A 20,779-nucleotide genomic window follows, 5' to 3' on the forward strand; every position below is an offset into this window, starting at 1 on the left:
AGAAAACTCCTAAGCGGGTGTCGCAGGTTCGAATCCTGCCGGGGGCACCACAAAACTGCAGGTCAGCACACTGAAGCCCTTCCAGGGAGCCTCTTTGGAAGGCCTTCAGGCACGCAATGGGAACGCCCTGGGAACATTAAACTGGGCATTGCTTACATCTCGGATATTTTTTCGCTTCCTGGGCCGCTCATCGGCCACTTCGGGGTCTCCGTAGTACTCACTGCGAAAACAACGGATATCGCTGACCAGCAGGGATGCGGCCCGGATCACTGATCAGTCTTTGTGGCTGGTGCTCTCGCGGTGCTTGCGTAGCTCTCGGTACAGCGTGGAGCGGCTGACGCCGAGTTCGGCGGCGACCTGCTCGGGGATCGCGCCGTCCTTGATCCGCTGGGCGGCCCCGGCCCGGGTGGTGGCGTTCAGCTTCGCCGGGCGTCCGGTCGGCAGTCCCCGGGCCTCCGTGGCGGCGCGGCAACAGCTTCAGCGGCTGCGTCGACTCCCGCGCCAGCCGAGAAGACGAACTGATCAGCCTCGCCGCTGGAGGCGACCTCGTCGGCGTCAGCCGCTCCGCCGTCAGCAACTGGGCCAAGCGCCATACGGAATTCCCGAAGATCGCGCTGCTGACGGGTATCGGCGACAGGCGCATGAAGTACGTCCCCCGCTCCGAGTTCCTCGACTTCGCCCGCGTACAACTGAACAAGAAGCGCCGCTCCGGCCGCTCGACGACACCCCGCCGCCCCGCGGCACTCCTCCGAGCTGAGGAGGTCGCTCACTCCGAACGCCAGATAGCCCGGCTCACGGAACTCGAGGCGCGGCAAGCGGCGACCTTGGCCAACACCCGGCAGGCACTGAAGAAGCACCGCGAACGACTCAAGCGGGCGCGTCAGGGGCTCGCCGCCGAGATCGCCGCAGTCCACCGACTCGAACACACGGAAGGAACGTCACGTGTCCTTTCTTCCCTAAGGCTGCGTGTGTGTGCGGTGCCCAACGAGCTCGTGCATGGTTGGCGGTGGCGCGTCGAGAGGTGCGGTTCCGTCGGGTGTTCACATTCGCTGATCGGTCGCGAGGGCGTGGGTCTGCTGGTGTGACAGCAGCCCGGCGATGGCTTGGACGGTGTCGCTCATGTGCTCGCGTCGGCCGTGATGGCGGGCGAGGGCTCGCCAGTTCTTCAGGTGGGCGATGCCGTGCTCTACCCGGGTGCGGCGGGAGGAGTGAGCCTTACGCTGACGTTCGTAGATCTTCTCGTACCAGTCCGGAGCGTTCTTCTTGAACTTGCGATGTGGTGGCGTCCCGACGCGTCCGCCTGTCTGGGCGCCCAGTCCCTGGTAGCTGGCGTCGGCGAGGATCTCCACGGCGGGCCCGTCTGTAAGTAGCTTGACCAGGCCTAACTGTCGGCATGTGTGATGTCGGCACAACTGGCCGGCTGGGCTGGGCTGCAGAACAGCAGCCTCCCGTCGGCGTCCGTGACGACCATGGACTTGACGGCGTTCTGCTTGTTCTTGCCGGAGATGAAGCGTTCCCGATCCTTGCGCTCCGCGGCGGGCCTGCGCACCCGGATCTCGGTGCCGTCGATGATCCCTGTCTGCCCGCTCGATCCGAGATGGTCGATGACCTCGGCGAGGGTACGCAGCCGGATGCCGGTGGTGATGGTGCAGCCGCGGATCGCGAGCAGCGGCCGCACCTCACCGATTGCACGCGTGATCGTGGAACGGTCGACACCGAACCAGCAGGCCAGCACGTCGCGGGTGGCACCGTGGCGAAGGTGGACGAGGGTAGCCAGCAGCCAGTCGACGAACACCAGCTTGTGCTTCGCGTCGGCGCCCACCGCCCGGCGCCGAGGGCGCGACGCGAGCGCAGCCTGATGCCGTTCATGCCACAACGGGCCGACCTCGGCGACGAGTTCAGCAATCACATCGGGTGTCAGCCCCGTGATCTGCTGGCTCCGGATAATCGCTACACGTGTCCGGTTCCCCACCACAAAGACCATGATCAACGATCAAGAGGCCGACGCGCCACCGCCAACCATGCACGAGCTCGTTAGCTGGGCAAAGAAGGAACGCAGTGGCCCGCGGCGTCCTCGTCTGCGCAGTGCGATCTTGCATCTTCCATGTAGCACCACTGCTTAAGCTGACCGGACGGCCGGTGATTAAATCGCCTCTCATGTCGAAGCCTGACGAACTGCTCGTTGACGTCGCCGCCCTGGTGGAGTCCGGGCACAGCAATCAGATGTCTCTGACCGTGGTCGCCGGTGGTGCTGTTATCACGGGTCGGCTGGCTCCCGAAGCCGTCTGGAGGCAGCGGGTGTCGGAGGTTCTGGCCGACTCGGCCCGCCTGAGCGATTTCTCCGCCGTCTTCACCGCTACTGCGTGCAAGGAGGGGCCGCCCACCCATCTGCATTTCCATGTGGCGCGGATTCTGCAGGGCACGGTGGGGATCCCGGAGACGGGCGGGATGTACCGCGTGGCGATCGAGGACGTCAGTGCCTGGACCATGGGCGACTTCAGCTACTCCGACCACTGACCCCCGCCGCGTGGAGAAGCCGCCGGTATGCGTTGAGGGCCCGACCGGGGAATGCCGTCTGGGGCGAGGATCAGCCGGCCACCGCCAAGGCCGCCCTCCAGACCTGCGTGCTGCGTCTGCGCCGGCTGTTCACCAAACACGGCGTCACCGAGACCTCGATCGAGGCGGTCCCCGGCGGGTACCGGACCGCTGATCACCGCCGCGCCGCACTCCCTCGACCTGCTCGGATTCCGCGAACAGGTACGCCGGGCCGTCCAGTTGGCGCAGGACCCGGAGGCGGAGCTCTACACACTCAAGGACGCGTGAGGCGGGCGATCACGCGGTGGTCTCGGCGGCCCGTCCGGTGAAGGCGCACCCACCATCCCCGGCGGCTACGGCCATGAACCGGTCACCGTGCTGCTGTCCGGTGCGCCCGGCATAGGCAAGTCCGCGCTCGCCCACCATGTCGCCCATCTCGTACGCGACAGCTTCCCGGCCGGACAACTCCTGGTGCAGATGACCCGCCCCGACGCGGAGCCGCGCGGCGCCGGCGAGGTGTCCGCCGAAGTGGCGCACGCGCTGCGTGGCAGACGGGAGGGCGAACGGGCGCTCCTCGTCCTCGACGATGTGGTGGACGCCGATCAGGTCCGCCCGCTGCTGCCCTCGGCCACGGGCGGCGGCGCGTTGCGGACGTGGCTGTCGTACCCGGTGGTTCACTGGTCCGCACCCCGGGCCGATGCGCCCCACCGAGCGCCAAGTACAACAGCCGGGAGCGCCCCGCCCACTGCATCGGTTCGGCGACCGCCCGGGCGCCGAACTATGGCAGCCGCCAGTCCACCGGCTGCGCCCCCTGGCGAACCAGAAGGTCATTGGCGCGGCTGAAGGGCCGTGAACCGAAGAAACCGCCGTCCGCCGACATCGGCGAGGGATGGGCCGACTCGATCGCCGGGAAGCCGTCGAGGAAGGGCCGCAGATTACGGGCGTCACGCCCCCACAGCACGGACACCAGCGGCTTACCACGCGCGACCAGAGCACGGATGGCCTGCTCGGTCACTTCCTCCCAGCCCTTGCCGCGATGCGCGGCCGGCTTGCGGGGTGCTGTGGTGAGCGCCCTGTTCAGCAGCAGCACTCCTTGTCGAGTCCAGGGCGACAGATCACCGTTGGAGGGCCGGGCCAGTCCAAGGTCCGTGTGCAGCTCCCGGAAGATGTTCTCCAGGCTGCCCGGCAAAGGATGTACGTCGGGCGCGACCGCGAAACTATGCCCGATGGCCATTCCCGGAGTCGGGTACGGATCCTGACCCACAATCAGAACACGCACCTCCTCAAAGGGCTGCTGGAAGGCGCGCAGGACATGTGCTCCAGCGGGCAGATAGGTGCGGCCGGCTGCAATCTCCGCACGCAGGAAATCACCCATCGCGGCGATCCGCCCGGCCACGGGACGCAGCGCGTCCGCCCATCCGGACTCGACAAGCTCGTTCAACGGTAGTGCTGCCACGACGCGTCACTCTACTGGTGTACGGAGCGCACTTCCGAATCCGGCCGTCACTGTACGGTGCCGCCGACGGAGCACGGCCATCTCGTGTCGAAGGACGAGAAGTTCCCCGGCGTCACGAGAGCATTCTGACCGTCGCGATCTCCCAAGGGCGCAGGGGAAGGCGGAAGGTACCGTCCTCGACCTCGACGAGGGCGCCGGTCCGGCCGAGCAGATCGACCCGCTGCGCCGATGTGAACGGGCCGTGGACGACCGCTGTCTTGGCGTCGGGGGACTGCGCGACGAGCCGGATCTCGAAGGCTCCGTCGCGGCGGCGGAGGCTGGTCATCACCGCGCCCTGGACTGTGATGCCCTGGCGGGACGCGGGTTCCGCGTCGAGCGGGCCCGTGCCGAGGGCCGCGTGGAGACCGTGCCGGTAGTGCTCGGCGGCGTCGAGCAGACCCCCGTCGCGCCAGTCGCCGGTGTGCGGCACCACCGCTAGCTGCACCGTCGTGGTCCCCACCAACTGCGCCAGCGGGGTCGGGATCTGCGGCCCGGCCGGCTCCTCGCGGTAGGGGTGGACGTTGCGACTGAGCCGGCCGGTGCTCCGGAGCACGGTGAGGGCGAGTTCACCGTCGAGCAGCTCGTACTCACATGCCTGGGTCAGGAGCAGCCCGGCGCCGCCCGCGTCGGCGAACCCGTGCGCGGGGAACGTGGCGATCGGGTACTCGCTGAAGCCGCCCTCGGCGGTCCGGCCGCGCTCGACGACGGCGAACTGCCCCTCGGCGTACGACGTCGACGCCGGGCGGGCCAGCGGGACGTGGCAGCGTACCCGGTGGTCGAGCGACGCGTTGTCCAATGTGAGGTCGAGCCGCACGAACGGCTCGCCTGCGCGCAGTTCCACGCCCATGCGGACGGTCCCCATCCGGACGTCAGCCGTGCGCCTGTCGGCCGCCCAGTCCATCGCAGCCGGCCAGTCATACGTCCGGACAACTGTGAGGGTGCCGCGCAGCGGGCCGTCGACTCCGGCGTCGACCTCGACCGAACGCGGGGCGTCGACCAGGGTGTCCGCACAGGGCGGGGCGTAGTTGTAGCTGTCGCCGCGGTCGCCGCCGTCGACGATCCGGCCGACTCCCTCGAGCACCGTCCCGTCCGCCGAGGTGATCCGGAGTGTGCCGTCGTCGAGCACCGTGACGGTGACCAGACCGTTGGTCAGCGTCCGGCCCTCGGTCCGTACGGCGTGCTCGACCGCGGTGGTGCCGGGCACCGCACGCACCGACGTCCAGCCGAGCGCCGGTGCCTCGACCAGACTGGTCACCGTCCGGCGTTCGGCCTGGACCAGCCGGACCGTCCAGTCACCGGCCGCGCCCGTGACGGCGGCACGCACCGCCTCGACGTCGAACGGCTCCTCGCCGCCGTGCCGTGCCAGCGCGAACTCCAGCAGGCGCTGCTCGTGATCGCAGGTCCAGCCTGTGATCTCGCTGCCGAACAGCTCGCGGCCGTGGATGCGAGGCAGGAACGACGGCAGGTCGGGTCCTGCGATCGTTTCCGAGTGCAGCAGTTGCCCGCCGCGGGACTCGACCTGGGCGGGCAGGCGCGTGCCGCCGGGCAGCTCGACCGACACCTCCGCCCAGTCCGAGGGGATCTCCAGGTCGAGCGTGACCAGGTCCTTCCGGATGGCGGGCGAGGGGTTGACCACGATCATCGCGTCGCGGGACACGGCCCGTGCGAGCCTGCCCACCACGCGGTCCCGCACCGCCTGGCCGAGCTGCCCGGCCTCGCTGATGCGCGCGAACACCTGCGTCGCCGTCTCGTCGACCCCGCAGCCCGTCACCGAGTCATGCCCTGACGCGTCGACCAGCCGCCACCACGCGAGGTCGAGGAATCGCTGCGGCCACTCGGCCGACCAGAGCGCGGCGAACGGTTCGGCGTATCGCTCGACGAGCCGCTCGGCGCGTGCCATCGCCTGCTTGAGGTGCGGGCGCACCGAGAGCACGCCGGGCAGGATGTTGGCCGCGGCGTGGCTTCGCAGCTCGCCCTCGATGACGGGCAGCGCCTGGTCGTGCGCGTCGCGTTCATCGATGTACTCGGCGAGGGTCGTGATCCTTACGTCGACGGACTCAGGGTCGAGCCCGGCGACCAGCTTGACCAGCGACCCCACCGGCGCCGAATGGTCCGTCCCGTACATCGCCAGCACCGGGTCGGTGCCGAACGCCGGCTGCAGCCGCTTCCCAAGACGCGCCATCCGCTCGGCGAACTTCCCGGCGTCGGCGAAGACGTAGGCGGCGTTGCCATAGCCGCCCGCCAAGTACTCGACCCGGACCGAACTGCCGTCCGGTGCGGTCCAGCGGAACGCGTGTCCGTCCACACCGGAGGGGACACCGCGCCACAGGCAGGCGTGCGCGAACCCGGCCGCGGAGAGGATCTGCGGCATCTGAGCGGTGTGGCCGAACTCGTCGGGGAGGTACCCGACACGCATCGCGCCGCCCAGGTCGTTCGCGCGGGCCCAGCCGAGTTCGAGGTTGCGGACGATGTTCTCGCCGGACACCAGGAACTCGTCCAGGAGGATCTGCCAGGGCCCGACCGCCAGTTGACCGCTTGCCACCAGCGCCGCGACGCGGTCGCGGTTCTCGCCGCGGACCTCGAGGTAGTCGTCGACCGCGGCCATCTGCCCGTCGAGGGTGAAGTGGAACCGCGGGTCGGCCTCGGCGCGGTCAAGGACCTCGTCGAGCAGGTCGACCAGGCGGAGCCGGAATCGCTGGAACGGTTCGTACCACTCGCGGTCCCAGTGCGTGTGCGGGACGAGCCGCACTTCAGGGATGCTGGTCATCGGCCAGATACCTCGTCTTCGTCAGGAGGTTCAGGAAAGCGGCGTGAAGGTGAGCGTGAAACTCGCCTTCTGCGCATGGAGCCGGTACTGCGGGAGGACGCCGGGACCGCACGAGGCGGAACCGAGCCCGTGCTGGGCGAAGTCGAGATTCAGGTGGACCAGCTCGCCGGGCATGAGGTCGACCGTATGCGTGGCCGCGTCCAGCTCCTCGGACGTCCAGCGGCGCGCGGTGAAGTCGAACACCGGCTCGCCGTCAATCCGTATCCCGGCCCGGGCCCGGGCCCGGGCCCCGTCCCCGTCCCCGTCTGCGGAGGTCAGCCGCAGCCAGCGCACGTCCATGCGGTTGCCGTTCTCCTGCGGGAACACGTACGGCGTCTGCAACTCGTCGACCGTCAGCGCGAACCGGCCGATCCGCGCTGCCTGCCTGCTGTCCGCGTACGCCTCGCCGGGACCGCCGCCGAACCACTCGGCGCTGCCGAACGTACCCGGCACGTCCATCCGCAGGCCGAGCCGTGGGAGCGTACCCGGCCATTCGCCGTCGGGTTCGACGTCGACACGCAGCCGCAGGCGTTCGCCGTCAGCGGTCCAGTGGTAGTCGGCGAGCATGCCGAAACCGAGCGCGGGCGGCGCGACCCGGGTGCGGACCACAAGTTCGTCACCCCGGACGTTGACATCGGCGACCCTGTGCTGGAGCCGGTGCAGGCCGGCCGCCCGCCAGTCCCGCTCCTCGGGCCGGTCCGAACCACGGTCGTTGTCGGTGGGCGCGCGCCACAGGTCGAGGCGCGGACCGCTGACGGGGTGGCCGCCGAGCGCGGTCAGGCGCCCGGTCGCGGGATCGAACTCACCGGGGCCGAGCCGCAGCCCGGTTCCGGCCGGTCCGGCCGTCCCGCCACTTGTGACCGTTCCGCCGGCGGTGACCGTCGCGGTTGCTGCCGGCTCCGCGGCGGGCGCGACCTGCACCTGGCCCCAGGCCACGACGTGTCCCCCGGTCGCCCAGGACATGTCGCCGGCCAGCGCCGCCCGTACGGTGAGCCAGCTTTCCGCCGCTGTCGCGGGCAACGCGGGCAGCGGGACGTCCACGCTCTGTCCGGCGTGGACCCGGTCCACATCGATCAGGCCCTTCGCCACCGCGACCCCCTCCTCCTCCAGGACCCATGAGAGGACGAGGTGGTCGAGCGAGACGACGTCGTAGTGATTGGCCACGCGGATCCCGCCGGTACTCGCGGTGATCCGTACCGGCTCGAACACCTTCGCGAACTCGGCGAGCGCGGGTGAGGGCGTGCGGTCCGGGTGGACGACGCCGTCGATCACGAAGTTGCCGTCGTGGACCGGCTCGCCGAAGTCGCCTCCGTACGCGAAGAACTCGCGACCTTGCTCGTCGCGCTGGGCGATCCCGTGGTCCAGCCACTCCCAGATGAAGCCGCCCTGGCAGCGGGGATGGCGCTCGAAGAGCTCGCGGTACTCCAGCAGCCCGCCCGGTCCGTTGCCCATCGCGTGCCCGAACTCGCAGAGCAGGAACGGCAGTTCACGGCGGCGGGGGTTGTCATCTTCGTCGGACCGCCGGCCGATCCGGTCGACCTCCTCGTGATCGGCGTACATCCGGCTGAACACGTCGACGTACTCGCACTCGAAGTCTCCCTCGTAGTGCACGGGGCGCGAAGGGTCTCGCTCGCGGGTCCACTCCGCCATGCGCGCGAGGTTACGGCCGGTGTGGGCCTCGTTGCCCAGCGACCACAGCACGATCGAGGGGTGGTTCTTGTCCCGCTCGACCATCCGGCGCATCCGGTCCAGGTAGGCGTCGGCCCACTGGGGATCGTCGCTCGGGTTGCCCGCCCAGCCGAGGTCGCCGAAGCCGTGGGTCTCGAGGTCGCACTCGTCGATCACCCAGAGCCCGTAGAAGTCGCAGAGGTCCAGGAACGCCGAGTCGGGCGGGTAGTGGCTGGTGCGGACGGCGTTGATGTTGTGCCGCTTCATGAGCTCGATGTCGGCGACGGCGAACTCGCGGGGCAGTGCCCTCCCGAACCGCGGGTGGTGCTCGTGCCGGTTGACACCGCGGAACAGGATGCGGCGGCCGTTCACCTTGAGCTGCCCCTCCTCGATCGTGACGGTGCGGAAGCCGATGCGGACAGGCACACGTTCGACCGCGGTGTGCACCTCACCGTCGTAAAGCCGCGGGCTTTCCGCGCTCCACGGCTCGATGGCCTCCAGCTCGACGGCCTCCCCGGCGGGCAGGTCGGCGACGCCGAGCTCCGGGACGCTGATCCGCACATCCGGGCCGGCCGAGACGGACAGCGTCCCGCGGCCGGTTTCGTGGTCGTACCCGGCGTGCACCGTGTAGTCGGCCACGCCGCCCACCGGGCGCGCCAGCAAGGTGACGGCCCGGAAGATTCCGGACAGCCACCACATGTCCTGGTCCTCGAGATAGCTGCCCGCGGACCACTGGTGTACGCGCACGGCGAGCAGGTTGTCCCGCGGGCGCAGCAGCGCGCCGACGTCGAACTCCGACGGCAGCCTGCTGCCCTTCGTCACGCCCAGCTCGTGGCCGTTGAGCCAGATCCGCGCGCTCGAGTCGATGCCGTCGAAGCGCAGCACCGTCGGCGCGTCCGTCCAGCCCTCGGGCAGGTCGAACGTCAGCCGGTAGTCACCGGTCGGGTTGTCCGACGGCACCTCGGGCGGATGGACCGGGAACGGGTAGCGCACGTTGGTGTAGGCGGGTTTGCCGTGCCCCTGCAGCTGCCAGTGGGACGGCACGGGGAGCGTGTCCCATTCGTGGTCGTCGAAGTCGTCGCGTTCGATCCCGTCCGGCGCCGCCGCGATCGACGGCGACAGCAGGAACCGCCAGGTGCCGTTCAGACTCAGTGCCCGCGCGTCCGAGGTGAACGCGGCGCGGGGCGGCAGCGAGCCGTGGCCGGGGGCGGGGTCTTCGACGTACGACAGAGACATGGATTCCTTTCAGTCCTTGCGGAGGCAGTCTTGAGGGGAGAGACCCTGAGGGCTCGGTCCATGACGGCGCCGGTCCTCAGCCCTTCAGGGCGCCGGCGGCGATGTTGGCGATGAAGTGGCGGGCGCCGAAGAGGAACACGATGATCAGCGGCACGATCGCGACGAGCGTGCCCGCCATGACGACGCTGTAGTCGGTGACGTACACCCCGTTCAGCTGCGAGAGCGCCACCTGCAGCGTCACGTGGTTCGAGTCGATCAGCACGACCAGCGGCCACAGGAAGTCGTTCCAGGCGTTGACGAAGGTGAAGATGCCGAGGAACGCGAGCGCCGGGCGGAGCACCGGCAGCCCCACCGAGAGGTAGGTACGGAAGAACCCGCAGCCGTCCATCCTGGCCGCCTCGATCAGCTCGTCCGGCACGGCGCCGCGGGTGTACTGGCGCATCCAGAAGATGCCGAACGCGTTGGCGGCCGCGGGGATGATCAGTGCCTTCATGGAACCGACCCAGCCCAGGTTCGCCATGATCATGAACTGCGGGATCGCGGCGAGCTGGGTCGGGACCACAAACGTCGCGAGCAGGATGCCGAAGAGCACGTTGCTGCCGGGGAACTTGTACTTGGCGAAGGTGAACGCGGCGAGGGAGTCGAGGAACAGCACCAGCACGGTCGTCACGATGGCGACGACCAGCGTGTTGAGAAGTGAGCCGAAGAAGTCGATCTTCGAGAAGACCTGCCCGATGTTGTGGAACAGCTGACCGCCGAAGACCAGCTTCGGTGGGGAGGAGTAGATGTCGGCCGTCGTGTTGGACGCCATCACGGTGAGCCAGTAGTAGGGGAAGAGCGTGATCAGCGCGCCGATGCCGAGTGCGCCATAGGTGAGGATTCGTCCGCGCCCGTACATCATCGCCCTGCCTCCTTGATCTTGACCCGGCTCCGTTCTGGGCGCTGGATGAGCCGCCAGTTGAGGATCGAGAAGAGGACGACGACCACGAAGATGCCCCAGGCGATCGCGGCGCCGTAACCGAAGTCGTTGCCCGCGAAGGCCGTGCTGTAGAAGTAGAGGACCATCGTCATTCCCGCTCCGTCCGTGCCGCCGCGGTTGCCGAGCAGCACCTGGGACTCGGTGAAGATCTGCATTCCGCTGATCGCGGACATCACTACGGAGAAGAGCAACACCGGCCGCAGCAGCGGCAGGGTGACCCGGAAGAACGTCTGCACCGGCCCGGCCCCGTCGACGCGTGCCGCTTCGAAGACGTCTTTGGGCAGCGCCTGCAGCCCGGCCAGGAAGATGATCGCGTTGTAGCCGGTCCACCGCCAGATGATCATGATCGCGATCGCGACGCGGATGGCCCACGGGTCGCTCAGCCACTGAACGTGATCGACGCCGAAAAGGCCGAAGAACCAATTGAGAATGCCGAATTCACCGCTGAAGATCGAGCCGAACACCAGTGACATGGCCACGATGGATGTCACGTTGGGAAGGAAGTACGCGAGGCGCAGGACACCCTTGAAGCGGACCGACGAGTTGAGCCCGAGCGCGATGAGCAGGGCGAGTGCGGTCATCGGGATCGTCGACATCACCCAGATGATCAGAGTGTTGCCGATCGATTGCCAGAACGCCTGGTCGGTGAGCAGGAATCGGAAATTCTCCAGCCCGACGTACTTCATCGAGCCGACGCCGTCCCAGCGTTGCAGTGACAGGAAGAGCGAGTACACCACGGGGTACAGGCCGAAGACGGCGAACAGAATGAAAAACGGCGCGATGGCCAGGTAATGCGGCAGGTAACGCCACCGTCTGCGCCGGGCGACCGATGCGGGCAGTGGCGGGGCGGACGGCTTGATCGCGGGGGCACCGACGTCGGGGATCACGGTCATGAGAGCACTCCCTGCCTGCGCAACAGACGTTCGACGGCGGTCCGCGCGTCGGTCCAGGCCTTCGCGGGATCCTTGCCCCCGAGCTCGACGTTGTTGAGCTCGTCGGTGTAGGTGTCGCTGATGGTGATGTCCCAAGGACTGAAATAGGCGTACTTCACCTCTTGGGCGATCTTCCCGAAGACGCTCATGGTCACCTGGCCGCCGAAGAAGGGCTCAGGGGCGAGCAGCCGCGAGTCGGTGAAGGCGGACGGGCTGGAGGGGAACAGGCCTACGTCGAGGTAGTTCCGCGGCTGGTTCTCGGGTGACTGCATCCACCGGATGATCTCGAAGGCGGCCTCCGGCTGCGGGCAGTACCGGGTGATGGCCAGGAACGAACCGCCCTGGTTGCCGGCGCCGCCCGGGGGACGGCACACCCGCCACTTGCCGGCGGTGCCCGGCGCCGACTGCTTCAACTCACCAGTGATCCACGACGCGTTGACCAGGCTGAGTTCCTTGCCGCTGTTCCAGGCGGCATGCCGGTCGACCGATTGCCCATTGAAGCCCTGCGAACCGGCGTACCCCGCGGTGAGGCGGCGCTGGAACGCCTCCAGCGCACGGTCCCAGGCCAGGCGGACATGCGACTGTTCGTCGAGGTAGTGGTTGTCCCGGTCGAAGTACTTCTTCGACTCCTGGGCCAGTGAATAGGTGAACACCGTCTTCGTGTCGGTGATCAGGTACCTTCCCGGAAGCTTCTTCTGCAGCCTCTCGCCGAACGAGAAGTAGGCCTCCCAGGTCGGCACGGCCGCCGCGACGTCGTCGGGCTCGCTCGGGAACCCGGCCTTGTCGAAGATGTCATGCCGGTAGTACAGGGCGGCCGGGCCGATGTCGACGGGAAAGCCCATCTGGAACCCGTCGGGGCCGGCGCCCGCCTGCCACTTCCACGGCAGGTACTCCTTCGCCACCGTGCGGGCCCCCAGCGTGTTGAGGTCCACGAAGCGGTCGCTGTCGGAGAAGTACGTCGAGATGTTGTCGCCGAGCATGGTGATGTCGGGCAGGTACGCCCGGCCGGCGAGCGCGGCGAGCAGCCGCTGCTTGAGGTCGCCGCTCACCTGCGACGTGACGAGTTTGTCGCCGGCGAAGCGTTCGGTGGCCTCGCCGAGGACGTTCTCGGACAGGCCGTTCGAGGTGTACCAGAGCGTCAGGCGCCCTGGGTTCGCAGTGGTGGGACTGGAACATGCGGTGGCCCCGAACGCCGCGGCCCCGGTGGCGGCCGCGCCGGTCAGGAACCTTCGTCGAGTCAGCGTCATCGAGGACCCTTCACGTCCCGTGAACGCTCCCGTGAACGCTCACGAACTGCCGGGAAGTCTGCGCGGCCGCTGTTTTCGAGTCAAGACATTCGTACGAAGTGGGCGATCGGCTCCGGCTCGGCGGAACCACGCAACGGCAACTCGGCCCGGACAGGGCCCGCTTACGCGGATTCGCGCAGCCGCAGCTCGGCCCGGACGACGAGATCGTCGGCTCCGAGCAAGTCGGCCCCGGTCAGCAGCCGGGCAGCCTGGTCGATGGCGAGCGTGCCCAGTCTTCGCGTGTCGAGGGCGACAGTGGAGAGTGGGGGCTCGACGAGCGTGCCGAGTTGCAGGCCGTCGAAGCCGATCACGGCGAGGTCCTGCGGGACGCGCCTGCCCAGTCGGCGCGCCTCGCGCAGGGCGCCGATCGCGATGATGTCGTTGAAGGTGAAGACCGCGGTGACGTCAGGATGGAGGGTGAGCAAGGCCTTGAGCGCCGCCCCGCCTCCGTCGGCCGACTGGCTCGCCCCGACCACCGCGCCGGCCTCGATCCCGTGTGCCGCTGCGGCAGCCCTGAACCACTCGCGCCGGATGCTCGGCTCAGGGCGGCCGGCGTGGTCGAGCATGCCGATCCGCTCGTGCCCCCCCGCGACCAGGTGCGCGACCGCCGCGTGGACCCCGTCCTCACCGTCGATCCGGATCGAGCTGAACCGCGCCGTGTGGTGCTCACGGTCGACGAGCACCACCGGGATGCCGCGGGTGAACAGGTCGAGCTCGTGCTCGGGGCGGCTGAAGTAGCCGACGACCGCGTCCACTTGTGAACCGATCACCTGCAGCGTGCCGAGTTCCTCCTCGGCACTGTCCGCGGTGTCGTAGACGACCACGTGCCAGCCACGGGCCCGGGCCGCCTCCAGCGCGGCCGCGGCGACCTCGGTGAAGTACGGGTTGAGCAGGTCCGGGATCACCAGCCCGATGGTGGTGGTGTCCTGCCGGACCAGACCGCGGGCGAACCGGCTCGGCCGGTAGCCGAGCTCGAGGGCGGCGTCGAGCACACGCTGTTTGGTGGAGACGTCGATCCCGTCCTTGTCGTTCAGCGCCCGTGACACGGTCTGCCGGGACACGCCCGCGGACCGGGCGACGTCGTGGATCGTCACCCTCCGGGGTTCCGCTCCCGACGACACCACCATCGCGTACCTCCCGATGCCTGCAGGCGCCAGTGCGCCCGCGGAGTCCGAGTATGCCCGTGCCGGGCGCGGCGGCGCGAGATGATCCCTCCGGCCCAGCCCCGCGCGAGCACGACCGCGAGGACCGGCCGAAGGAAGCGTGTAGCCGGGCGGGCGCCGCGAGCGGGGCGGTGACCCCGCCGCAGCCGGCGACACACGAGCGTCGACGCCGGCGTCCAGGCGCCGGTTCCCCCCTCTGCTGCCCTGAGCCCAGCCGGCTGTTCGCCATGAAGCGCACAGACCCGGTCGATCCTGTTGGCCCCAGCATGCGCGGCTCGGGATACTCTGCCGTCCTCACTCTTCCTCTTCCGGGAGTCGGGCCATGAGGTCTCGTATGCGTTCGTCGGACGGCAGCGGTGCGAGTTGCCTCCAGTGATCAAGCCCTTCGGCTTCCGTCATCGGTACGGATCAGGCCCCTCGTTCGAGAAACTGCATCCCCAACCCGTCGGCCAGGCCGTGCGCTTGAGCTTCTCGATGGCGCCCGAAGTGCGCCCTGTGCCCGGCAGCCTGGACAACATCTTCCGGGCGATGCACGCCGACCTGGGGCACCCCCGTCCGGCCAACGGCGACCTCACGCCACGGACCCGGCAGGGCGTGCCGCTGCTCAACACGGCGCCCGACTGGCGGCTTCCGTGACCCTGCGCTGGGTCCTCGCAGTGGACTCCGGCGGCTCCGGCCTGCGTACGGCGCTCGCCGACGCCTCCGACCTGGCACGCGTCGACAGTATCGAGTCGAGCGAACCGGTGCGCACCGGCGACGGGGGCATCGACGCGGAGCATCTGCTGGACCAGTTGCTGCCGATGGCGCTCACACTGCTGAGCCGGGCCGGGGGCGGCACCGTGTCCGCGGTCGCGGTCGGCGCTGCCGGGATGGCGACGCTCGGCGGCCGGCTGCGTGCCGAACTCCCCGCCGCACTGGCCGAGTCACTGGGTGTACGCCGTCTTGCGCTCGCCGCGGACGCGGTCACCGCATACGCCGGGGCGCTCGGCCAGCGTCCCGGGGCCGTGGTCGCGGCGGGCACGGGCATGATCGCGATGGGCACGGATCTGTCCTCCTGGCACCGGGCCGACGGCTGGGGCCATCTGCTGGGCGACTGCGGCGGGGGCGCCTGGATCGGCCGGGCCGGTCTGGAGGCTGCGCTGCGCGCCCACGACGGGCGGCGCGGCGGGTCAGCCGCGCTGCTGGCCAGGATGGAGTCGGTGTTCGGTCCGGCGCAGGAGCTGCCGGGAATGCTGTATCCGCGCCCCGACCGGCCCGCGGTGCTCGCCTCCTTCGCGCCCGAGGTCGGGCGGTGCGCGGCGGAGGACGACGCGGTGTCCGCGACCATCCTCGCCGGGGCCGCCCGGCATATCGCGGAAGCGGCCACGGCCGTGTGCCCGCCGGCCGCCAAGGCACCCGATGGTTGTGAAGTCGCCCTGACCGGCGGGCTGTTCAAGATGGGCGACCCGCTGCTCGTACCACTGAGGAGCGAGCTGGCCGGGCGACTGCCGCACGCCCGGCCGGCGTCCGCGGCCGGCGATCCGCTCACCGGCGCGCTGCTTCTCGCGGCCGCGCTCGCCACCGATTCGCTGCGACTGCCCCGCCATCCGACGCTCCTGCACGTACCGACAGAGCAGGGCAGTTGAGGCGTACGACATTCACCGGATAAATACGGACAGATGACGCTTGGCTGGCCCCTCCCCGAACAGCCGCACCCCCAAAACCAGTAGCATGCGGCGCCATGAGCTCCCCCACTGGGCCCGCATCCGGCCTGCCTGTACGAATGCCGCGACCCCGCCAGCCAGGGCGGCACCGCCGCCCGGAACCCGTGGCGGCTCCTGAGGGCGCGCCCGCGCTCGTGCTTGCCGTTCCCGGCGCTCCCGTGTACGCCACGCGCAGCCTGGCCGAAGAGGTCATAAGCATCGCCCGTTCCGAGCTGCCCGGCCTCGACGTGGCCATCGGGTATCTCGACGGCGACGACGCCGAGTACGCCAAGCTCGAGAGCGTCCTGGCGCACACCGCCGCCCGGCGCACCGAACGGTACGAGATCGCGAAGGCAGCCGGCCGTGAAGTGGCCGCTCCCGAGGGGCCCGCCGCCGTCGTGGTGCCGCTCCTCGCAGGCCCGGACAACGCCCTGATGCGGCGCATCCGCCAGGCCGTCATGGACAGCCGCACGAGCGCCGAGTTGACCGACGTCCTCGGCCCGCACCCGCTGCTCGCCGAAGCGCTGCACGTCCGGCTCTCGGAGGCGGGCCTGGCGCGTGCCGACCGCGCCCGACTGTTCACCGTGGCCACCGCGGCCGACGGCATCATCCTGGCCACGGTCGGCGGCGAGGAGGCCGTCCAGGCCGCCGGGATCACCGGCATGCTGCTGGCCGCTCGCCTCGCGGTGCCGGTGATGGCCGCGGCGCTCGACCAGGAAGGCTCGGTGAGCGCGATCGCCGAGCAGCTGCGCGGCTCCGGCTCGGCGCAGCTCGCCCTGGCCCCGTATCTGGTCGGCCCGGAGCTGCCCGAGGGCCTGCTGGACTCCGCCGTCAAGGAGGCGGGCTGTGCTGCCGCCGAGGCGCTCGGCGCCTATCCGGCGATCGGCAAGCTGGTGCTGTCGCAGTACACGACCGCGCTGGGCATCGCCCCGCAGCCGCAGGGCTCACCCTCGCACTGACGGCACTGTCGTAGGTACACAGAGCAGAGGCGCACAGCGGATACGCAGGTGGGCCCGCACCACTCGAACGGTGTGGGCCCCCGCGCTACGGCCCGGTGATCAGGCGAAGATCACGCAGGAGGCCGCGGGGGCGTCAAGGGAGCCCGCCCTGCGCGGCACGCCGGTCTCCGGGTCGATGTCGAACCAGGTGACGTCCCCTGAGCGCTCGTTGGCGGCGTACAGCCTGCGTCCCGTGGGGTCCAGGGCGAGGTCGCGCGGCCAGTGGCCACCGCACGGCACCGTGGTGATCAGCTCCGCCTTCTCGCGCGTCTCGTCGAGCGCGAATACGGCGATGCTGTCGTGGCCGCGATTGGCGGTCCACAGATGCCTGCCGTCGTGCGAGACGACCACTTCGGAGGGGTAGACGGGTCCAGCGACGCCGTCCGGCAGCACCGGCGTCTCGCCGACCGGTTCGATGACGCCCGCGTCCGCGTCCCAGCGGCAGACGGTGAGGGTCGGCACGAGCTCGTTCAGCACATAGGCATGACTGCCCGCGGGGTGGAAGGCGAGATGGCGCGGCCCGGATCCGGGACGCAGCGCGGTCTCGCCGTGCAGGGTCAGCTCACCCGCATCGGGGTCCAGTGCGCAGATCCGTATGGAGTCGGTGCCGAGGTCGACGCCGAGCACCCAGCGCCCGGTCGGATCGGGCAGCACCTGGTGGGCGTGCGGACCGCGCTGCCTTTCCGGGTCCGGTCCCGCGCCCTCGTGCTGCAGTACGCCAGTGGCGGCGCCCGGCTCTCCGCCCGCCCCAACGGGGAGCACAGTGACGCTGCCCGAGCCGTAGTTGGCGGTCACCAGGTGGCCCGCTGCGAGAGCGAGATGGGTGGGGCCTTCGCCGCAGACCGGGATCCGCGCCCCGATCGGCTTCGGCGATGGCCCGTTGACGTCGAAAGCCACCACCGCGCCCTCGGCGGTCTCCGAGACGGCGTAGAGGACCGGGCCGCCGGATCCGATCGCGATGGCGAGATACGACGGGTCGACGATTGCGTCGCTCGCTCCCGTCTCGGCGAGCGCACCTGTCTCCCCGTCCACGGCGGCGGCGATGATCCCCCGGCCTCCGGCCGAGGTGAACGACCCGATGAATGCCCGCCCGGCGTCCGTGTCACCCACAGCGATTCTCCTCTCCGCCGACTGATCGCTTGTTGCCGGGCCGACGGTAGCAGGCGGTCTAGACCAAGTTCGGCTACTGGTCGCCCCGTTCACCGCGGGCTCGCGCCTGCGCCTCGGGGTGGTGGACATAGGCGGGCCGCCACTGGGTGGGGTCGTACGTACGGTGGAAGACGGGCGTCGCTGAGCCCGAGATGGGCGGCACGATCCACGACCAGTCGGCGCCGACGCAGCGGCCCCGGCTCGCCTCCCGGTCCAGATGGGTGAGGAAGCGGCGCGATTCGGTGTGGTGGTCGGTGACCGTGACGCCGGCGCGGTCGAAGGAGTGCAGCACGGCGCGGTTCAGCTCGACCAGCGCGCGGTCCTTCCACAGCGAGCGGTCGTTCGTCGTGTCGAGGCCCAGCCGCTCGGCGACGCGCGGCAGCAGATCGTAACGGTCGGTGTCTGCGAGGTTGCGGGCGCCGATCTCGGTGCCCATGTACCAGCCGTTGAAGGGGGCTGCGGGGTAGCAGATACCGCCGATCTCCAGGCACATGTTCGCGATGGCGGGTACGGCGTGCCAGCGCAGGCCCAGCTCCTCGTACCAGCTCACCTCCGGATGGTGCAGCTCCACTTCAAGCACGGCGTCGCGTGGCACCTCGAACCAGCGCGGCTTGCCGTCACCGTCCTCGATGACGAGTGGCATCAGGTCGAAGGGTGTGCCGGGGCCGCCCTGCCAGCCGAGCCGTAGGGCGAAGTCGGTGAGCTCGGCGTTGCGGGGGTCGCCCACGGTGGGCCCGTGGGCGGAGCCGTAGCCCGCGTACCGTATGAGCTGCTCGTTCCAGATCCGCGGACCGGGGCGGCCGGGCGCGTCCGGGGCGAAGACAGTGATCATCGGGCGGATGCGGCCGCCGTTGGTGGCCTGGCGCAGGTGTTCCACCGACTCGCGTGCCACGGAGTCGGCGTCGTCGATGTGTCTTCGGTCGCGTATCCGCAAGGAGCGCCAGTAGAGGCGGCCGATACAGCGGTTGCTGTTCCGCCAGGCCACGCGTGCGCCGTAGGCGAGTTCTGCGCGGGTGTGGCGGTATGTGCCGGTCTCGTCGATCTCCGCGAGGACGGCGGCGATCCGAGCGGCCGGGTCCCCCGCCGCTCGCTCCTCCCGGTGGTGGAGGCGGATGAAGTCCTCGGCCTCCTGCCGGTCCACCTGTGCGCCGGTCAGGTACAAGGGTCTGAACAGAGACTTCCGCATGGTGCGCACCCCCGGGCTCCTGGCGGACGTGGATGCCGCTGTGGTTACCCCTCGAACAGCCTGATCCACCCTGTGTGTGCCGGGGGAATTTGCCTCCTTCAAGGGCTTTGGGTCTATTCCCCAGGTCAGGCGGTCACGAGGGGGGCGCGCGGAGAGGTACGCAGGGGCGCGTCCAGCTCCGCGAGCGCCCGCTCCAGTGCCTGGAGATGCGTAAGGGCCGCCTCAGCACCGGGGTGGTGGTGGGGCACCGGTACGGAGTCGCTGTGTGCCTTCCCCTGCCGGGCGGCGGGCGGCACCAGGGCGTGCACCGCGGCTTCGACACGTTGGCAGGCGGCGGCCAGCCGCGCGTCGTGCGAAGCGTCCGGGGCGGCGGCGACGGCGGCGAGGCCACGGACCTCGCGTGCGCATTCGTCCAGCAGCACGATCACCTGGCGGGCGCGCGCCTTGCGGGCCCGCAGCGGGCTGAGCGGATGAACGAGCGGGGCGAGGGAGAGCCGTACCCGACCGAGCAGCAACTCCAGTTCGGCGGCGAGCGGCGCCGGGTCGGCCTGCTCGTCCCCGCCCAGCCGGCGCGCCGCAACGGTGGTGCAGCCGTGAACGCAGTGCACGGCGCGCCGGATCCAGGCGTCGGTCGCCGCATGCGTGGTCACGGGCAAAATCAGGGCGACGCCGAGTGCCGCGCCGAGCGCGCCGACTGCCGTCTCCTCGAACCGCAGCAGCAGCAGCCCGGGGTGGAGCACGCCAAGCAGCCCGTACAGCAGGCCGGCCATGACGGTGACGAAGAACATCATCCAGCTGTACGACACGGCGGCCGTGTAGAAGATCCCGAAGACGCACACCGCCACCAGTGCGGCCGTGGGGACCGTCGCACCGTGCAGCGGGACGGCGACGAACAGCCCGGCGACGATGCCTGCGACCGTGCCGAGGACCCGCCGGAAGCCGCGAACCAGGGTCTCGCCGCGCGAGGCGGTGTTCACGAAGATCCACCAGGCGGCGCCAACAGCCCAGTACCAGCGCTCCTGCGAGAGCAACTGACCCACCGCTAGTGCGAAGACCGCCGCGACAGCCACCTGGACCGCCTGGCGGGTGGTCGTCCGCGCAAGGCCCGATCCGCCCGGCAGCGTGGGCACGGCGGGGGGCGACAGCCGGCGCTCGAAGCACCAGACACCGAAGCGAACCGCCGACGAGGCGAGCACGGCGAGAACGACGGCCGAGTACAGCTCCGGCAGCTGCTCAGGCGCCGTGCCCAGGAACTGCGCCACGAAGAAGGTCATGAACGCGAAGACCCCCAGGGCGTGGCCCCGCGGCCCCCAGCGGCGCACGTACACCCCGGCACCGGCCACTGCCACGAAGGCCGCGTCACGCAGCAGCGGGTGCCCATACAGCCCAGTCGCGAGGGCAAGCACTGGAACGCCCACTGCGGGCAGCAGCGCCGCGGTCACAGCCTGGCTGCGGACTGTCGAGTCGGTGACCGTGAAGAGGGCGAGCAGTGCGGCGAGCCCACCAGTGATCGCGGCGGTGAGGCCGTGACCGGTGAGACCACAGACAACCACCGCCAGACCGATGCCGAGGACGGACCGAATGGCGCTGCGCAGCCGCAACCGACCCGGATCCGGTACCACGAACATCCTCTTCATCACTGCTTTCCGCCCCGCCTTCGCCCT

Annotated in this window: 16 protein-coding genes and 2 pseudogenes; 5 read left to right on the forward strand and 13 right to left on the reverse strand. The window is 69.9% G+C overall.

What is annotated here, in order from left to right; genetic code table 11:
- Positions 1 to 273: 273 nt before the first annotated feature.
- The 3 genes from ACWDO5_RS01515 to ACWDO5_RS01525 form a co-directional block, all read right to left on the reverse strand.
- The gene (locus ACWDO5_RS01515) at positions 274 to 444 is read right to left on the reverse strand and encodes a helix-turn-helix domain-containing protein (RefSeq protein ID WP_450527471.1); all 171 of its coding nucleotides are present in this window, start codon (positions 442 to 444) and stop codon (positions 274 to 276) included.
- A 596-nt stretch (positions 445 to 1,040) separates the two neighbouring features.
- Positions 1,041 to 1,349, reverse strand: coding sequence for a transposase (locus ACWDO5_RS01520; protein WP_450527423.1), 309 nt, complete (start codon positions 1,347 to 1,349; stop codon positions 1,041 to 1,043).
- Positions 1,350 to 1,381: 32 nt separating this feature from the next.
- Complete coding sequence (locus ACWDO5_RS01525) at positions 1,382 to 1,909, reverse strand: transposase family protein (protein WP_450527425.1); 528 nt, start codon at positions 1,907 to 1,909, stop codon at positions 1,382 to 1,384.
- A gap of 248 nt (positions 1,910 to 2,157) precedes the next feature.
- Between ACWDO5_RS01525 and ACWDO5_RS01530 the strand changes: the two genes are divergently transcribed.
- A complete protein-coding gene (locus ACWDO5_RS01530; protein ID WP_450527427.1) occupies positions 2,158 to 2,517 on the forward strand; it encodes a hypothetical protein in 360 nt (119 codons plus the stop codon).
- Positions 2,518 to 2,570: 53 nt separating this feature from the next.
- A pseudogene (locus ACWDO5_RS01535) lies at positions 2,571 to 3,189 on the forward strand (AAA family ATPase); the annotation flags it as partial.
- Between the two features lie 124 nt (positions 3,190 to 3,313).
- Here ACWDO5_RS01535 and ACWDO5_RS01540 read toward each other — a convergent pair.
- The 7 genes from ACWDO5_RS01540 to ACWDO5_RS01570 form a co-directional block, all read right to left on the reverse strand.
- Positions 3,314 to 3,991 (reverse strand): uracil-DNA glycosylase, encoded by a 678-nt coding sequence (locus ACWDO5_RS01540; protein WP_450527429.1) that lies wholly within the window; start codon positions 3,989 to 3,991, stop codon positions 3,314 to 3,316.
- Positions 3,992 to 4,103: 112 nt separating this feature from the next.
- Positions 4,104 to 6,797 (reverse strand): glycoside hydrolase family 38 N-terminal domain-containing protein, encoded by a 2,694-nt coding sequence (locus ACWDO5_RS01545; protein WP_450527431.1) that lies wholly within the window; start codon positions 6,795 to 6,797, stop codon positions 4,104 to 4,106.
- 30 nt (positions 6,798 to 6,827) lie between these two features.
- Positions 6,828 to 9,740 carry a glycoside hydrolase family 2 TIM barrel-domain containing protein gene (locus tag ACWDO5_RS01550; RefSeq protein WP_450527432.1) on the reverse strand — a complete coding sequence of 971 codons (2,913 nt, stop codon included), beginning with the start codon at positions 9,738 to 9,740 and terminating at the stop codon, positions 6,828 to 6,830.
- A 76-nt stretch (positions 9,741 to 9,816) separates the two neighbouring features.
- Positions 9,817 to 10,641, reverse strand: coding sequence for a carbohydrate ABC transporter permease (locus ACWDO5_RS01555; RefSeq protein WP_450527434.1), 825 nt, complete (start codon positions 10,639 to 10,641; stop codon positions 9,817 to 9,819).
- The gene (locus ACWDO5_RS01560) at positions 10,638 to 11,612 is read right to left on the reverse strand and encodes a carbohydrate ABC transporter permease (protein WP_450527436.1); all 975 of its coding nucleotides are present in this window, start codon (positions 11,610 to 11,612) and stop codon (positions 10,638 to 10,640) included. The genes ACWDO5_RS01555 and ACWDO5_RS01560 overlap by 4 nt, the downstream gene beginning before the upstream one ends.
- A complete protein-coding gene (locus tag ACWDO5_RS01565) occupies positions 11,609 to 12,898 on the reverse strand; it encodes an extracellular solute-binding protein (RefSeq protein WP_450527438.1) in 1,290 nt (429 codons plus the stop codon). Before ACWDO5_RS01565 ends, ACWDO5_RS01560 begins: the two co-directional genes overlap by 4 nt.
- Before the next feature lie 161 nt (positions 12,899 to 13,059).
- On the reverse strand, positions 13,060 to 14,064 hold the full coding sequence (locus ACWDO5_RS01570; RefSeq protein ID WP_450527440.1) for a LacI family DNA-binding transcriptional regulator: 1,005 nt from the start codon (positions 14,062 to 14,064) through the stop codon (positions 13,060 to 13,062).
- A gap of 468 nt (positions 14,065 to 14,532) precedes the next feature.
- On the opposite strand from ACWDO5_RS01570, the pseudogene ACWDO5_RS01575 reads away from it, so the two are divergent.
- The 3 genes and pseudogenes from ACWDO5_RS01575 to ACWDO5_RS01585 form a co-directional block, all read left to right on the forward strand.
- Positions 14,533 to 14,715: pseudogene (locus ACWDO5_RS01575) on the forward strand (uracil-DNA glycosylase); the annotation flags it as partial.
- Positions 14,716 to 14,732: 17 nt separating this feature from the next.
- Positions 14,733 to 15,725 (forward strand): N-acetylglucosamine kinase, encoded by a 993-nt coding sequence (locus tag ACWDO5_RS01580; RefSeq protein WP_450527441.1) that lies wholly within the window; start codon positions 14,733 to 14,735, stop codon positions 15,723 to 15,725.
- A gap of 95 nt (positions 15,726 to 15,820) precedes the next feature.
- Positions 15,821 to 16,741 carry a sirohydrochlorin chelatase gene (locus tag ACWDO5_RS01585; RefSeq protein WP_450527442.1) on the forward strand — a complete coding sequence of 307 codons (921 nt, stop codon included), beginning with the start codon at positions 15,821 to 15,823 and terminating at the stop codon, positions 16,739 to 16,741.
- Positions 16,742 to 16,840: 99 nt separating this feature from the next.
- On the opposite strand, the gene ACWDO5_RS01590 is transcribed toward ACWDO5_RS01585, so the two are convergent.
- The 3 genes from ACWDO5_RS01590 to ACWDO5_RS01600 all read right to left on the reverse strand — a co-directional run bounded on the left by ACWDO5_RS01590 (position 16,841) and on the right by ACWDO5_RS01600 (position 20,755).
- Positions 16,841 to 17,890 (reverse strand): lactonase family protein, encoded by a 1,050-nt coding sequence (locus ACWDO5_RS01590; protein ID WP_450527443.1) that lies wholly within the window; start codon positions 17,888 to 17,890, stop codon positions 16,841 to 16,843.
- 73 nt (positions 17,891 to 17,963) lie between these two features.
- Positions 17,964 to 19,115 (reverse strand): nitric oxide synthase oxygenase, encoded by a 1,152-nt coding sequence (locus ACWDO5_RS01595; RefSeq protein ID WP_450527445.1) that lies wholly within the window; start codon positions 19,113 to 19,115, stop codon positions 17,964 to 17,966.
- A gap of 125 nt (positions 19,116 to 19,240) precedes the next feature.
- The gene (locus ACWDO5_RS01600) at positions 19,241 to 20,755 is read right to left on the reverse strand and encodes an FUSC family protein (protein ID WP_450527446.1); all 1,515 of its coding nucleotides are present in this window, start codon (positions 20,753 to 20,755) and stop codon (positions 19,241 to 19,243) included.
- Positions 20,756 to 20,779 lie beyond the last annotated feature (24 nt).

This window comes from Streptomyces sp. NPDC000880 (genome assembly GCF_053599675.1).